The organism is Bacteroides sp. (genome assembly GCF_030151085.1).
Taxonomy (GTDB): Bacteria; Bacteroidota; Bacteroidia; order Bacteroidales; family Bacteroidaceae; genus Bacteroides.
Genome location: NZ_JASLER010000056.1, coordinates 101,655 through 117,452, shown reverse-complemented (window position 1 = coordinate 117,452; position 15,798 = coordinate 101,655). Strand labels below are relative to the sequence as shown.

Here is a 15,798-nt window from a genome sequence, read left to right as displayed (position 1 = left end):
TTTAGAAACGGTAAACCAATGAGATGCCTGCACGGGTGATGCCCCAGTAGTGGCGGACACGAGTGTCCAGTTGGGCACCGTTCTCTATATTATAAAATGTGTCGTACTTCATGTTGGCATAGCCTGCACCGATGTTGAACTCGGCTCCCCAATGGGCGGACAACGGCAGCTTGTAGCCGTAACTGATGCCTGCACCGAGCAGGGGACGCTTGCCCGTCTGATAACGGTTCTCCTCCCACTTCAAGTTGAACCAGGCTACATGGGCATGCAGACCGAAGAAGTGTCCCGTGCCTACGGACTTCAACCACCAACGACCTTCGGGTTGCAAGGCGAAAGTGCGCAAGCCGTGCTCGCGTTCAATGTCGCCGATGCTCCACATTACGGGCAGGTCAAGGGATATGCGCTCGTGTAGTTCGACTTCGAGCGCAAGGTTCTGCACGGCTACTGCCAAGAAAGGAACATTGGTTTTCAAGGCAATGTAACGGCTGCTTGGGGCTTCGGACTTGGACTTAGACTTGGCTTTGGGCTTCGCTTTAGCCTTGGGCTTCGTATTCTTCGAATCGGTCCTTGTTCTCTTCGAATCAGCTTTTGCTTTCTTCGGAGTGTCTTTCTTTGCTGCGTCTTTCGTTGCTGTCTCTTTCTTTTGAGCGCCTTTCTTCTTAGCGTTCTTCTTTTGAGCACCTTTCTTCTTAACGTCTTTCTTCTTGACGTCTTTCTTTTGAGAAGCATTTTGTTTCTGCTTAGCGGCACTCTTCTTTTGAACAGTGCCCTTTGCTTTCTTTGCATCCGGTTTCGCTTTCTTTGCAGCCGGTTTCGCCACAGCTACTTTCTCCGTCTCTTTCAACGGTTTGTACACTGTCTCTTTGGCGGTGGCGGAGCTTTTCATCTTCGGCTTCTTCGTTTCCGCTTCTTGCGAGCAGGCAGCGGTAGCCATTACCAAGCATAGCGCCACAATCAGGCTTCGTAGTAGGTTAGTCTTCAGTTTCATCTCTCTTCTCATTTATTAGATTTCCAGTTCGGGAACTTTATCTGTCAGAGACGTTTCGTAGCCATCTTCGCGTACAATGGTTTCTTCTCCTTTGTAATCAATGCTCACGTCATCGCCCTGACGGGTACTGCGAACACTGAACGACGGAACACCCTCGGCGGAAAGATTCACCTGGATAATCCAAGACCCTATCTTGATACTACCGTCTTTCAGCATTTGCGGTGCGGGAAACTTCTGTGTCGCATCCTTCGGCTTGGCATGCGTACTGATGATAGTAGCAAAGCGATATACCTGCTGCTTGTCCGAAGAGGCGGTGAAATGCCAGTGGTTGGGATAAGCTTCGAACTTGCCGTTGGCATCTGCCTTCAGCCAGTTGACGGCAGGCACCAAGAACTGACTGGTGGTGTCCGTTTTCAGTTCACCGGTGGCAAAAAGGAAAGCATCGGACACGCCGCTCTTGCTGGTACCTTCTATATGTACATAGTTCTTGTTCGTTTGGTCCACACTCATCGGGTTGGTCACTGTATGCAGCAGGTAGTTCCATGTCACGGGTTGGGCGGCTTCCAGTTCGTCGTAGATAAAAGTGAGACCTGTTTTGCCTAATTCCACTATATGGCGGCGGAAGGTCTTCAATCCTACTTCATCCCATCCATTCTCCGGAGTAAATTCCACGCCTGCCTGCTTGCCTCGTTTCAGCCAAAGCTCGGAGATGACCTTGCCGTAAGCGTTGGAAGCGTCACCTACCACGTAGCCTATCTTCTTGCCTACGTAATGGCGGGGAATCCAGCCGTAGCCTTCGGTGCCTATGCGCTGTCCCATGCCGTTCACCAAGATGGTGTTGTGTGCGCGGGTGCCTCTGTGGCAGGTGACGGCGTGCTTATCTACAAACGCCGTGTGATGGCCGCTGCTGTAGAAGATGGATTGTCCTGCCCAGAAAGTATTAAAGGCATTCTGATTGGCAAGTGCATGGGATGTGCCGCCGTAAGGACTGCTGCGGAAACTGACCATGGCACTGCGTCCGGTGTTGTCCAGATGGGTAGAGAAGGAGGCCAGACCGCTTGACGGGAAGACATGTCCCATAGGCAGGTCGGAAAGTCCGGGACCCTCGGGCAACGGCTTGTCGCATTGCAGGCGGAACCAAGCGAGACCACCTGCTTTACCGATGTTGCCCTCCATCAGAATCTTGGGTTTCTTTACTTGAATGCGGCGCACGTAGTCTGCCACGTATGTGTTTCCGGTCAGGCGTGCCACTGCATCGGCATAACCTACTCTTACTCCGTGCGGAGATAGTTTCTCTTGGTGTGCGCTGCCGTTGCCTGCCGATTTGGAGAAAGGCGGTTGCTGGTAAATGACGTACATGGCATTGCCTTGATACCACGGATCGGAGAAGAAATCGAAACCACTGATACGGCTATAGAAGTAGGGCACTTCAATCAATGTACGGAAGTTGACTTGGAAGTAGGAGTCTCCGTTGTGCCACGCACCGTCCTTGTTCAGTCCGGGGAAGCGTGCCAGCCATACATTGTAGCAGTAATCCACCCAAGTATCCGCTTCGGGCACGTCGCCGTATGCGGTGAACGCTGCCATGGTGAGAATGCGTAAGGTCATCTGCCATACGTGATTGTCGGCAATATGGTTCTCCAGATGATTGTTGTAGCTTTGGTACATCTTGCCGGCGAACTTTTGAATATTTGCCAGCAGTTGTTTGCGGGTTGCGTCGTCCAGCAGGTCGTATAGGCAGTCGTAGCCGAGGGAACTGAGTGAAAGCAGCGTGGCGTCATTGAAGTCACCCACTACATTCTTGTTGTCTCCCCAGGTTGCCATTTCCTTGATACGCTTGATGGCTTCGTCGGCATAACGGCGGTCTTTGGTGAGCAGGTAGGCATGAATCAAAGCGTCTGCATTGGCTTCTTCGGCATCAATGATGCGGCGGCTCTCACGGGTGAGCATGGCGTTGCGCTTCATTTCGCTGTCCAGTTTGTCGGCCAGTTTGGTATTGATGTCGTTGACGGACTTCATCGGGGTTCTCAGCGTTTTGTTGGCGCGCTCGATGTAAGTCTTGCGGTCGGGGCTTGAGACGTTGCGGGTGATGAAACTGTCCCAGTCACTCTTATCAAAGAAAACGCGTGGATGGCTCTTCGGTAATTTGCCGAGTACCTCTTTTAAAGATGGCGGGCAGAATTTATTCGGGTTGGCTTCTACGGTGAACTGCTGGATGTTTTTCCATTCTGTCTTACCATTGATGACATAGGCGTACTGCCAGTGCCAAGTGCCGGGAGCCAGATCCTTTTCGGGATTGTAGAAGGGCCAGCGGGTTTCCACCTGCACGGTGCCTTTCTTGAAAGTAGGGTCCTGCGAGTAACGTAGTTGGTAACGCAGTTTGTCTTTATCTATCTTCTTGGCTGCTTTGCTTTCCATGCCGTCGAATCCGGTTTCTACAAGGTTGAGTTCGGTCGGGAGGGACCATTGGAAAGAAACAGCACGGTCACTGACCACGGCCTTGTCCAGTGGAGAAGGAGTGGCACGCATCTCGTGCATCAGTGTTACATCGGTCAACTTAATGGTGGCCGGATTCTGTGCCGACATTTGTGTGCCGATGGCAGACAAAAAAGTCAGTGCTGTAAAAAATAAGATTCGCTTCATAATATTTGTTTCAAAGTTCTCTGTTGGCAAAACTATGGGATTTGCCGCAGAGAGGGGTTCTTTATTGTTTTTCCTTTCTTCAATGTTGATGAATTGGCTTTAACTTATGTCCTAAACGGTTTAGAAAATGTTCAGAATCCAACCTTTTGCTTGGGAATGAACCGTGTAGGGGAGTTCTTTCCGGGAGTGGGATGCTTTTTCATCCATTCCAAAAGTAGGGCGCGATGCCGGTTCACGATTTCTTGGTATCGGTGTTCGATGGCAAGGTTACGCATTTCTCCACGGTCGTTTTGCATATCATAAAGCATTTCACGGTTCTTGCCTGTTTCGTACAACACATATTTATAATGGGGCGTGCGGACGAGCCATCCATGTGTGCCGCCTGTCTGGGCGAAAAGGGTTTCGGTGACTACGTAGGGCTGGTGCTCTTTTTGTGTGTCGCTGCTTTCTGCTATCGGGCGGAAGCTGATACCCTGACAATCGGCGGGGACATTGGCACCTGCCCAGTCGCAGATACTTGGCAGAAGGTCTACGCCATTGTTGATGAGTTGGGGCAATACTTTACCCGCATGCTTGCTCCGGGGCAGGCAAACGATGAAAGGAATATGGGCTACCTCTTCGTAGAGCACCGTCTTTTGGTTCCATTGGTGGGCACCGGAGCCGTCGCCGTGGTCGGAGGTGAAGATAATAACGGTGTTTTTCCAGAGATTCTGGCGGTCGAGTTCATCTACAATCTTGCCGATTTCGCGGTCAACGGTTTCCACAAGGCGGTAGTAGGCGTTGCGGTAGCGGCGCCAGTCATCGGGGGTATAGTTTTGTGTGGGGTAGATGCGGTAGCTCAGGCTTCTTTCGTAAGCCAATACATCGGCATCGTAAGGGGCTACAGAGAAGTTGTCGGGCAGGTTGGGACATTCTTCCAGCGCCGGCTCTTCAATAGTGGCGTATGGCAATTCCTGCCGACGGGCATATTCGCAGATGTTATGCGGATTGTCGAAGGAGGCGACTAAGAAGAAAGGCTTGTCGTGCTTGCGGCGCAGGAACCGGACGGCAGCATCGGCAAGTCCGAAGTCGTTGTGCGGGTGCAGGTTCTCGAAACCGAAAGCTTGTTTGCCGGGCAGAGAGTTGGTATGCACGTGCCATTTTCCGGCGTAAGCGGTGGTATAGCCCGCTTGCTCTACAAGTGTACCCAGTGTACGTGTACGCAAGGAGTCGGGCATAGGGGTACCGTTCTTCAACAGACCTACTTCGCCGGGCGTGTGTCCGGTGAACATGGCTGCACGGGAAGGTCCGCTCAGGGGCATGGCGCAGTAAGCGTTCTCGAACCGGACACCGTGGGCTGCCAGACGATCTATGTTCGGGGTATGTACATCGGCATTTCCGGCGCAGCTCATGGCGGTGGCGCTTTGTTGGTCGGTCATGATATAGATAATGTTCGGACGTTCTTGGGCGAACATGGCAGCCGGAAGGACGGCGCCAAAGAGTAAGGTTGATTTTACATGTTTCATATTCGGCATATTGTTTTATTCAATAGTAAAGAAGAAATGAAGTTATCAGTCATCCGGAAAGTTATCAGTAACCCGGATTGTTCTTGTTCTCCAGCTTGTAGTTGATTTGTAATTCATCCTCCGGTATGGGCAGCAATTCGTGCTTCCCTTTTTGGAAGTTATATCCCGCGGCATAGTATATCCCTGACGGGCCGTTTATGGCACTGTTGACCTTTGTACAGAAAAGCGTGAGCGCCTCTTTAAGTATTCCCCAACGGATAAGGTCGTACTTGCGCTGTCCCTCGAAAGCTAACTCGAAGCCACGTTCCCAGTAGAGGGCGGTGCGGAATCTTCCGGCTTCGTCCGCATCCTCTATAAAGTTGAGGTTATATACTTTCGGTGCTTTCAGCAAGGAGGTATAGTTGTTGGCGGTGATTTCCGTTGCTCCGGCACGCTTGCGCACGCTGTTGAGGAGGCTCCATGCTTCAGGAGTGTTGCCGGTTTCGTTATAAGCTTCCGCCGCCATCAGCACTACGTCGGCATAGCGCAACATGCAGAAGTTGACATCAGTCTGGTTGGGGTCTTCGTAACCGACGGGCATCCAGTCGCGGCGCCACTTGCCGGGGTACCAGTTGCGGACATTCTTTTGTTCCACCTTTTTATGATTGTAGAGTTTTGAGTCCCAGTCATATTTATAGGTACATATCATGATGTCCCTACGCACATCCGTTTCTTCAAAGAAGCCTTTCCATTCGGGAACCGCACGGAACGTTCCGTTGGCACGTCCCATAAATTTGTCGGCTTCGGCGGGAGAAATGTCCGGTGCTGTTACATTCGGACCGATATAAGTACCCCAATATCCTTTGTTGATGGAAGCGAGGAAAGCAACCTCGAACAAACTCTCCTCACTGTTGAGCGTGCCTGCCGAGAAACCTTTGAACAGTCCGTCGTAGCCGCCTGTATAGAATTGATGGTAACCATTCTTCTGAAACGCTTCCCATTCGTCGATTACCGCTTCAAAGTAACTCTTCCGAACTGATTCGCCAGGGCGGGTTATCTTTCCGTCCATCTGCAACGCATAACCTGCCCGTGTCAGCAATACGCGCATCAGCAATGCCCGTGCCGCCCCTTGCGTGGCGCGTTCGGGAGAGGAGGAAGCGTCTGCCCAGGGAAGATACTCTTTGGCGAAGTTCAGGTCTTGGATTACCTGATCGTAGATGACTTCCCGGTCAGTACGCGGCAGATAAGCGTCCTCGTAGCTATCGGAGTAAGTCGTTTTGAAAGGCACGTCTCCCCAGTAGCGTGCCAGGTCGAAAGCAGCTTGTGCACGCAGGAACCGGGCTTCGGCGGCAATCTTCTTTAACTCGTCGCTGTTTGGATAATCTTCCATTCCCTCGATGCCGCTGATGGTATAGTTGGCTCGGTTCAGACCTTCGTACTTTCCCTTCCATACTGTTTCTATCCAAGTGTTGGATGGTTTCAAGTCGTAACGCGTAACTCCTCGGCGGGTATTGTCAGTCTCCAGTCCTGAAACGAAATAAGTGTCGTCCGAGCAGGGTATCGCCATGCCGTCTTTGTCGCCATAGATGGTAGGCAGTACGTTGTATATGCCCGTTACGGCGAGTTGGGCATTGGATGTGTTCACAAAAAAGTCTTTCCGTTGGTAGTAGGAGTCGGGGTTTTCCGTCAGTGTATCTTCGCAGGAAGTGAGCAGTGCTGCTATCGTCAGGAAATATAGTATTCTCAGTTTCATGATTATGTGTTTTTTAGAAGGTGATATTTAATCCGAAAACAAAGGAACGGTTGCGGGGATAAGCACCGAAGTCCACACCAGGGGTCAAACTGCTGCCTTTGGTTGATACTTCCGGGTCGAAGCCGGAATAAGGAGTCCAGACAAAAAGATTGCTGCCTGTGGCGTAGAGGCGCAAATTCTGTATGCCTGTATTGCGCAGTTTCAATTTAGGGAAAGAGTAACCGATGCTGATGTTGCTCAACCGCAGGAAAGAGGCATCTTCTATCGCCCAAGAGTGAATATAGGTATCGCCGCTTTCCATATCCCAGATGCTTGCTACCGTTCTTCCGGCATTGAGCGCAGAGAGTTGTTCGGGGTCGGTTATGGCTTGTCCCGTTTCATCAATCGTCATCCAGCGTTTGGAGCTGTTGACTAAATCCAGTACATTGTAGTTGGCTTTTCCGGCTTTGGTGTTGGTCAGTTTGGTGGCGTTCATCACTTCACCGCCGTAACTGAAGCTGAAGAATACGCTCATGTCCCATTGCTTGTATTTGAAGGTATTGTTCAGACCGCCATAGAAATCGGGCATGGCATTGCCGATAATGGTCTTGTCGTTCTCGTCAATCACATCGTTGCCGTCGGTATTGGCAAACTTCCACGAACCCGGTTGCACGTTGGTATGGTTGGTGGGGACGGGTAAGCCTTCTTTTAATGTATAGGTCTTGGTGGCAGCATTGTAGTCGAAATCTTCTACTTGATAAAGACCGATGGTGCGGTAACCGTAGAACTGACCGATGGACTTGCCCACTTCAATCTTGTGGGTCTTTTCGTTATAACCGAAGCTGGCTTCTTCCAGGAAATACTGTTCTCCTGATAGGGCTTCGACCTTGTTCCGGTTGTGCGAGAGGTTGAAGTTGGTAGTCCAGCTGAAATCTTTCTTTTGCAGGTTGATGGAAGTGATTGAGAGATCAACGCCTACGTTCCTTGTCTTTCCGATGTTGCGCAGCATGTTGGTGAAGCCCGATGAACTGGGTACACGTGAATTCAGCAGCAGGTTCGAACTTTTGTTGATGTAGAACTCCGGTGAGATAATCAGCCGTTGTTCCAGAAAGCCCATGTCCAGACCGATGTTGAGGGTAGTGTTCGATTCCCATTTCAAGTTTCTGCTGGCAATGGCCGAAGGAGCGTAACCCGGTGCCGAAGTATCTCCGCTTGGATAGGTGGCGGAACCCAGCATGTCCAATGATTGATAGCTTGCCACGCGGTTGTTTCCCGCCATACCGTAACCAATGCGCAACTTCAGGTCGGAGAATAGTTCCAGCTTCTTGATGAACTTTTCTTCTCCCATTCGCCAGGCTGCCGACACGGAGGGGAAGAAACCCCATTTGTTGTTGTCGCTGAACTTGGAGGAGCCGTCGGCACGTATTGTAGCCGTCAGCAGGTATTTTTCTCCAAGATTATAGTTGGCACGTCCGAAGAAAGAGATGAGTTTGTCGTCATCATTCACACCTGATTGTATGCTGCTGGGTGTTCCCAAGCCCATATCGTCCAGACCGATGTCATTGTTCGGGAAGTTCTTGGCAGCGGAACGTACATATTGCGACCAGTTGGCTACCCATTCCTGACCGAGCATTACATTCAGTTTCTGCTTCTTATTCTTATAGTCATACGTCAATACGTTGGAAGTCTGGAAACTTCCGCCTTCATTATATTGTATGATGCCGTTGATGCTCGAACGACTTCCACTGATGGAGTTTTCACCATAGAAGGTATCTTGCCGCTGGCTTTGGTAACGCATACCTGTTGTGTTACGGAAATTCAACCGGTCGGTGAACTTGTAAGTGAAACCGCCGCTTACCTGTAAGACGCGTAGAACTCTGTCTTTGGTCTCCTCAGCAGCGGAGACAAGTGGACTTTGCATGGGGTTGGTCGTGTCTTCTTCCAATAGCGGGTCTTTTCCGGTCAGCAGAGTTTCGTCGTCACCATATATTCCTATTGTAGGGCGATATTGGATGATGTGCTCCATCTTGTTGAAGCGGGTACTTCCTTCGGAGGTTCCCATACCGTAAATATTCATTTGCGTATAGCTGAAACGTGCATTTGCCTGAAAGCGTTTGGAGGCGTTGTGACTGACGTTCAGTGATACATTGTGTTTGTCGGTTCCGCTGTAGAGCATGGCTCCCAGGTCTTTGAAGTAGCTATAAGAGAGACCGTATTTTAGTTCTTTTCCGCCGCCAGTCAGGTTGACGCGGTAGTTTTGCGAGGTGGTTACGCGTCCTAGAGCTTCCTCTTGCCAGTCGATGCCTTCGCGGTTGCCGTAATTGTCTTCAATGTCAAGGAACGAGCCATAATTTGACTGGAAGGATTTCACACCGCTCTCACCTTTCAATATCAGGCTGCGTTCATAGTCCAGTAATACAAACTCTTGGGTGGAGAGTACCGGCAACTTCTTTGCGATCTTCTTTATACCTATATAACTGTCGAAACTGACTTGCGTCTTGCTTCCGTCTTTACTGCCCTTTTTGGTAGTGATTACCACTACACCGTTGGCACCACGTGCACCATAGATGGCGGTGGAAGAGGCGTCTTTCAAGATGTCGATGGATTCAATCTCCGCAGGGTCGAGGCTGTTCATGCCGTCTTCACTGGGAAAGCCGTCGATGACATACAACGGTTCGTTGCTCTGGGTAATAGAGATACCGCCACGCACACGTATGGAGATGGAAGCTCCCGGTTCGCCTTCGCTCTGCATGATTTGCACACCGGCTACGCGCCCTGCAAGAGCCTGGGCTACATTGGAGGTGGGTGTCTGCATCAGGTCATCACTTTTTACGGAGACTACGGAACCGGTCAGGTCACCTCGTCGGGTACTGCCGTAACCTGTCACTACTACTTCATCCAATACAAGGTTGTCCGGTTGCAGGGTGATGTTAATCTGCTTTTGTCCTTTCACGGTTACTTCCTGTGTCCTGTAACCTATATAAGAGAAGACAAGTACATCTTTGGCGGGGTTATTCACTTTCAGAGTGTATTGTCCGTCGATGTTGGTAATGGTACCTACGCCCGCACTTCCTTTGATGGTCACGTTGGCTCCGATAACTTCCAAGCCTTCATTGTCCACCACTTTCCCGGTGACGGTAAAGTTTTGTGCATGGATGCCGAGCGTTGTAAGTAGGCAAACGGTCAGCAGAAGATTCTTTCGCATGTTTTTCATATTGAGTTTAATAGTATAATTACAGACTGATTTTCCTGCTGCTAAATTAGCCCTTTTCTTTATTCCCGACTTTCTCTTATGTTTCTGAGTGTTTGAGGAAAGTTGATTTGACTTTAGGTTTTGTGCAAGGAGCTTTTGTTTCTGTATAAACGAGGTGACTTGAAAAGAAAATGACGGCTGAAGGTGTCCTTGAACAGGAAAATTCACCTTCAGCCGTCGTTGCTGATAAATAGAACCTAAAAAACTAACCCTTGTATCTTATTTATTTATGTGCCGTTTGATACTGTTGCTTCAATACTTTCCCGGGCACATCGTGCAGCTTCGGACGTGTCGGTTTAATCTGATACGTATTCATCCACTTTTCCAGAATATCGCGGTGCATCTGCAATACCTTATTATAAGCATTCTCCATGACCAAGTTTCTCATTTCGCCCCGGTCGTTCTTCATGTCAAACAGTTGCTCGCGGTTTCTGCCTTTATCATACAATACATATTTATAGCCCTCGCTGCGCACCACCCAACCTCTGGTCTTGCTTCCATCGAAACGAGTCTCGGTGATGACATACTCCTGATGCGGACTTTGCGGGTTACCTTCTTCCACAATTTTTCGGAATGACTTTCCGGCAGTGCTCTGCGGCTTTTTAGCACCTGTCCAGTCGCATACGGAGGCAAAGAAATCTACCCCGTTGCTGATGAGTTGCGGCAGGTGTTTGCCTGCGTTCTTCTTTCCGGGCAGGGTCACGATGAAGGGGATGTTGACCACCTCTTCATATAAAGCCGATTTCTGATTCCAGTGGTGGGCGCCTATACCGTCGCCGTGGTCGCTGGAGAAAATAACTATTGTATTCTTCCACAGGTTGTTTTTGTCGATGGCATCCACAATCTTACCGATTTCGCTATCTACTTTTTCTACCAGACGATAGTAGGTGTAGCGATACATGCGCCAGTTTTCGGGGGTAAAGGTGGCACTTGGGTAGACGTTGAAGTTGGCAGCCCGTTCGTTTTCAATGACGTCGGCATCGTAAGGATTCTTGGCGAAGTTGGCAGGCAAGCCCGGACAGTTGCGCAGTTCGGGAATCTCCAGATTTCCGTATGGCAAGTTCTGGCTTCGTGCATATTCGCAGATGTTGTGCGGGTTATCATAGGAAGCTACCAGGAAGAAAGGCTTTTTATGTTCGCGCGAAAGATATTTTACGCAAGCCTCGGCCAGTCCGTCGTCGCTGTGGTGGTATATTTTGTCGAAGCCGAATTCTTTGTCGGGCAGATCATTGGTGGGCAGATGCCACTTGCCGCCGTAAGCACAGTCATAGCCTGCATTCTTTACCAATGTACCCAGTGTCTGCATCTGTAGCGAATCGGGCATTGGGGCACCATTGACCGATAGACCTACCGCATCGGGATAATGCCCGGTGAACATAGCTCCGCGTGAAGGACCACTGAGGGGAGCGGTGCAGTAAGCGTTGTTAAACAAGATGCCCGCAGCAGCCAGTCTGTCAATGTTGGGTGTGTGTACATCAGGATTTCCGGCACAACTCATGGCGCTGGCTGTATGTTGGTCGGTGAAGATGTAGATTATGTTAGGACGTTCGGCAGCAGAAGCCACAGAAGAACATAATAGGGAGAAGCATGCCAGATGCTTCATGGGGATTTGTTTTATCATATTATTATTGTTAAGTTGAAAGATGCTTTTTATTCGGTTGCTAAATTACTCCTTTTAGAGTTTAGGGGCTGATGTTAATGTTCTTTTTATAGGCTATATTGTTCATTTCGCTATCAATTTTGTGCAATCGGCTCTTTTATTTGTACACATAATCGATTATCCTGTTGGCTCTTCGCTACTTTACCGCCTTATGTCCCTGTCACATTGCTACATTTTTTGTACCTTTGCCCGACTAAAAATATATAAGAAACGAATGATAGTTTGTATTGCCGAAAAGCCCTCCGTGGCGCGTGACATAGCTGATATCTTAGGAGCGAGAGATAAACGTGACGGATACATCGAAGGAAACGGATACCAGGTGACTTGGACATTCGGTCACCTTTGTACCCTAAAAGAACCACACGAATATACTCCCAACTGGAAATCATGGAGTTTGGGAAGCCTCCCCATGATACCGCCTCGTTTTGGAATCAAACTGATTAGTAATCCCACCTACGAACGCCAGTTCGGTGTGATTGAGAAACTTATGCAGCAAGCCGACATGATCATTAATTGCGGTGATGCCGGACAAGAGGGAGAATTGATTCAGCGCTGGGTGATGCAGAAAGCTGGTGCTACTTGCCCCGTGAAACGTCTGTGGATATCTTCGCTGACCGAAGAGGCTATCCGCGAAGGCTTTTCTAAACTGAAAGATCAATCGGACTTCCAACCGTTGTATGAAGCAGGTATGAGTCGTGCCATCGGCGACTGGCTGCTGGGCATGAACGCCACCCGCCTCTACACCATCAAGTACGGGCAAAACCGTCAGGTGCTTTCAATAGGCCGTGTACAAACTCCCACGCTCGCATTGATTGTAAACCGCCAGCTCGAAATACAGAACTTCGTCCCCAAACAATCGTGGGAACTGAAAACCGTATATCGCGACACCACCTTCTCCGCTATCTTGAAGAAGAGCGAAGAAGAACTTGTACTCGAAGCCGAGAAGCAAAAAGATACAGCTTCCACCGAGAAAAAGGAAGAAGAAAACCGCGGCATAGAACCCATCACCGACTATGAGCGTGGACTTTCTCTGTTGGAACAAATCAAAAATTCACCTTTCACTATCACTGATGTCACCAAGAAGAATGGTAAAGAAGCCCCGCTTCGCCTCTTCGACTTGACCTCCTTGCAGGTAGAGTGTAACAAGAAGTTCGGTTATTCTGCCGACGAAACCTTGAAGCTCATCCAATCACTCTATGAGAAGAAAGTAGCTACCTATCCGCGTGTAGACACTACTTTCCTGAGTGATGACATCTACCCCAAATGTCCCGCCATACTGAAAGGATTGCGCGATTACGCTGCCTTTACCGCACCGCTTGAAGGCATTACTTTACTCAAATCCAAGAAGGTATTCGATAACTCGAAGGTAACCGATCACCATGCTATCATCCCCACCGGTCAACATCCGCAAGGGCTGACCAATATGGAGAGCAGCGTTTTCGACCTGATAGCCCGCCGCTTCATCGCCGTGTTCTATCCCGATTGCAAGTTTGCAACTACTACGGTATTCGGCGAAGTGGAAAGCATTGAATTCAAGACTACCGGCAAGCAGATCCTCGATCCGGGATGGCGTGTCATCTTCGCCTCTCCCTCTGCACAGGCGCAGGATGAGAAGGAGGATAAGGAAGAAGAAAGTACCCTTCCTGCATTCGTAAAAGGAGAAAGTGGTCCGCACCTGCCCAGCTTGAACGAGAAGTGGACACAACCCCCTCGTCCTTTTACCGAAGCTACCTTGCTGCGTGCCATGGAAACCGCCGGCAAACTGGTAGACAACGATGAACTTCGCGATGCATTGAAGGAGAATGGTATCGGTCGTCCTTCTACCCGTGCCGCCATCATTGAAACCCTCTTCAAGCGGAACTATATCCGTAAGGAAAAGAAGAACCTGATAGCCACGCCTACCGGGGTGGAACTGATACAGATTATTCATGAAGAACTCTTGAAGTCCGCCGAACTGACAGGTCTGTGGGAAAAGAAGCTGCGTGAGATAGAGAAGCGCACCTATAATGCCTCGCAATTCCTGGAAGAGCTGAAACAGATGGTATCGGAGGTAGTGATGAGTGTACTTTCGGACAACACCAACCGGCACATTACTATCCAAGAAACTGTACAGGAGAAAGCCGGAAAGTCTACTTCTTCCAAAGAAGCAGATGCTGATAAACCGAAGAAAGAACCCAAGAAGCGGGCACCAAGAAAAACTGCTGCCGAAAAGGCTGCGGAACAAGTCGTATTTGTTGGTCAGCCTTGCCCGCTCTGCGGAAAAGGTACGATTATAAAAGGAAAAACGGCTTACGGTTGTTCCGAATGGAAAAGCGGCTGTACGTTCCGCAAGCCGTTCGAGTAATTCTTTATAATCCGTTTTCGGCGATATATTTCCAAAGAGGGGCTGCCATGAGTGCTTGGCGGATGCTCCCTTGTAGCAAGAGGTCTTTGACTTCTTGTAAGGAAAGTAAGTGTACGGTCAGGTCTTCTGTATCTTCTAGATGTTGCTCAGACACTTTTTCTACATCCGTAGCCAGAAAGCAGTACGTAATGTTGGTATGCGTACTTGGGTTAGGGGAGAGTTGCATATATTCTTTCCACGTTCCGTTACCGTAACCGGTTTCTTCCAGAAGCTCCCGTTGGGCAGATATTAAAGGGGAAGCATCTTCTTCTTCGCATACACCTGCACAAAGTTCGTATGATGTTTCCTGTATTCCATGTCGATATTGACGGATAAAAACAAATTGTCCTTCATGGGTAATAGCAATCGTATTTACCCAATTGGGATATTCCAATATATAATAAGAAGGGATATGGTTACCATTGGGAAGCACCACATGATCTTTACGTACTGTAAGCCACGAGTCTTTGTACAGATATTCGCTGGATAGTATATCCCAGGCTTCTTTTGATTTCTTCATAACTGTAGAAATGATTGATTAGAACTGTTTTACCATTCAACGATTTATCTTAAACAACATGCCTCCTATATTATCAATCGGTGCTCCCGTTACAGAGGCGAGGCAACTGGGCATATCGGCCATATAGAGTGCTCCAAGAAAGGCAAAGATAAGTGCTTCTTTATATTCAATAATTTGTCGGTCGGGAATGATAATCTCGCATGGACAAAGCGCATCAATTCGTTCTATGAGAAATGTATTGAAAGCACCACCTCCCGTTATCAGTAGCTTACCGCTGCCATTAATGTGGGGATGGGCTTTAATAACACGTGATATCTGATAAGCGGCATGCTCGTAGAAAGTACGTAGTCTGTCTTCCATATTTAATCCATAGCGTTCCAGCATGGGATATACTAAGGTCTCCACCCACTCACGCCCCAATGACTTCGGTCCGGACTGGTGATAAAAGTCCATGTTGTTCAGTTCGTTGAAGAGTTCCTCACAGATAGTACCCCGTCGTGCTATTTCTCCATCTCGATCGAATTCCAAACCGATCTGGCGGCAATAATGATTGATTACATAATTAACAGGACTGATATCGAAAGCAATACGCTGCCCTTCTTGGGTTAAAGATATATTAGAGAAACCGCCGATATTCAAGCAATAATCATAATCGGCAAACAAGTATTTATCACCGATAGGAACGAGCGGAGCACCTTGACCGCCCAACATAATATCTAATCTTCTGAAGTCAGATACCGTAGGAATGCGTGTTTCAGCGGCAATGGCAGCGCCATCTCCTATCTGATACATGATCTTTTTTTGCGGTTCATGGAAGATGGTGTGTCCGTGAGAAGCAATAATATCCGGATGAACTCCAAACTCCTGCATAAATTCGTTTATCCGTTCACCCAGGAACTTGCCGTAAGCGCTATGGAAAGTAATGAATTCTAATGCATTCATCTTTTGCGCCCCCATGCCGAGTATCTGTTTCATGTCTTCGGGATAGGTATAGCCTTTGGCACAATCAATGCCGAAAGTCCATTTGCCCGATTGTTGACGAAAGGTACAGCAACAAATGTCCAAGCCGTCAAGAGAGGTACCGGACATCAGTCCGATTGCTTGAATCTGAAAGTCTTCCATTCTATTAGATATT

9 protein-coding genes are annotated in these 15,798 nt (G+C 49.0%); 1 reads left to right on the top strand and 8 read right to left on the bottom strand.

Annotation, left to right across the window (positions count from 1 at the left end):
- Position 1: 1 nt before the first annotated feature.
- From Q1W14_RS11320 to Q1W14_RS11295, 6 genes are all read right to left on the bottom strand, one after another.
- Complete coding sequence (locus tag Q1W14_RS11320) at positions 2 to 988, bottom strand: DUF3575 domain-containing protein (protein WP_366945755.1); 987 nt, start codon at positions 986 to 988, stop codon at positions 2 to 4.
- A gap of 15 nt (positions 989 to 1,003) precedes the next feature.
- Positions 1,004 to 3,631, bottom strand: coding sequence for a DUF4962 domain-containing protein (locus Q1W14_RS11315; protein ID WP_300701528.1), 2,628 nt, complete (start codon positions 3,629 to 3,631; stop codon positions 1,004 to 1,006).
- A gap of 131 nt (positions 3,632 to 3,762) precedes the next feature.
- Positions 3,763 to 5,136 carry a sulfatase-like hydrolase/transferase gene (locus Q1W14_RS11310; protein WP_300701526.1) on the bottom strand — a complete coding sequence of 458 codons (1,374 nt, stop codon included), beginning with the start codon at positions 5,134 to 5,136 and terminating at the stop codon, positions 3,763 to 3,765.
- A 64-nt stretch (positions 5,137 to 5,200) separates the two neighbouring features.
- Positions 5,201 to 6,868: a RagB/SusD family nutrient uptake outer membrane protein gene (locus Q1W14_RS11305; protein ID WP_300701524.1), complete on the bottom strand. Its 1,668-nt coding sequence runs from the start codon at positions 6,866 to 6,868 to the stop codon at positions 5,201 to 5,203.
- Positions 6,869 to 6,881: 13 nt separating this feature from the next.
- The gene (locus Q1W14_RS11300; protein WP_300701522.1) at positions 6,882 to 10,061 is read right to left on the bottom strand and encodes a TonB-dependent receptor; all 3,180 of its coding nucleotides are present in this window, start codon (positions 10,059 to 10,061) and stop codon (positions 6,882 to 6,884) included.
- A 262-nt stretch (positions 10,062 to 10,323) separates the two neighbouring features.
- Positions 10,324 to 11,721 (bottom strand): sulfatase-like hydrolase/transferase, encoded by a 1,398-nt coding sequence (locus tag Q1W14_RS11295; protein WP_300701521.1) that lies wholly within the window; start codon positions 11,719 to 11,721, stop codon positions 10,324 to 10,326.
- A gap of 253 nt (positions 11,722 to 11,974) precedes the next feature.
- On the opposite strand from Q1W14_RS11295, the gene Q1W14_RS11290 reads away from it, so the two are divergent.
- A complete protein-coding gene (locus tag Q1W14_RS11290) occupies positions 11,975 to 14,104 on the top strand; it encodes a DNA topoisomerase 3 (RefSeq protein ID WP_300701519.1) in 2,130 nt (709 codons plus the stop codon).
- A 4-nt stretch (positions 14,105 to 14,108) separates the two neighbouring features.
- Here Q1W14_RS11290 and Q1W14_RS11285 read toward each other — a convergent pair whose 3' ends face one another.
- Together Q1W14_RS11285 and Q1W14_RS11280 are read right to left on the bottom strand one after the other, a co-directional pair.
- Positions 14,109 to 14,663 (bottom strand): NUDIX hydrolase, encoded by a 555-nt coding sequence (locus Q1W14_RS11285; protein ID WP_300701518.1) that lies wholly within the window; start codon positions 14,661 to 14,663, stop codon positions 14,109 to 14,111.
- A gap of 36 nt (positions 14,664 to 14,699) precedes the next feature.
- Complete coding sequence (locus Q1W14_RS11280) at positions 14,700 to 15,785, bottom strand: anhydro-N-acetylmuramic acid kinase (protein WP_300701516.1); 1,086 nt, start codon at positions 15,783 to 15,785, stop codon at positions 14,700 to 14,702.
- Positions 15,786 to 15,798 lie beyond the last annotated feature (13 nt).